Here is a 449-nt window from a genome sequence, read left to right on the forward strand (position 1 = left end):
GCCTGYAAAACAGCCCTCGCCACCAACACCCTGCCAGCCACCGGCGGACTCCGGCCCCAGGTCATGGTCACCATCAGCTACCAGGACCTCCTGAACCGCCTCCACACCACCGCCGCCAACGGCCCCCGCTACACCCGCCACACACCCACACCCACGCCCTTCGCCTCAACCGCCACCCCGGCCCCAACGGCTCAGGCGCCAGAAACCCCCGCCGGGACCGGGACGTTCGCCTTCACCGGCCCCGTCACCCCCGCCACCGTCCGCAAAATCGCCTGCGACGCCGACATCATCCCCATCCTYCTCGGCAGCCAAGGCCGCATCCTGGACATCGGCCGCACCACCCGGATCTTCCCACCCCACCTCCGCAAAGCCCTCACCGCCCGCGACCAAGGCTGCGCCTTCCCCACCTGCACCATCCCCGCCCCCTGGTGCGAAGCCCACCACACCAC

The 449-nt window shown here is 70.7% G+C and carries 1 pseudogene; it reads left to right on the plus strand.

The window, feature by feature from the left end:
• A pseudogene (locus AC1DD3_RS22095) lies at positions 1-449 on the plus strand (HNH endonuclease signature motif containing protein); the annotation flags it as partial.

It is taken from the genome of Arthrobacter sp. 05T444 (assembly GCF_056395905.1).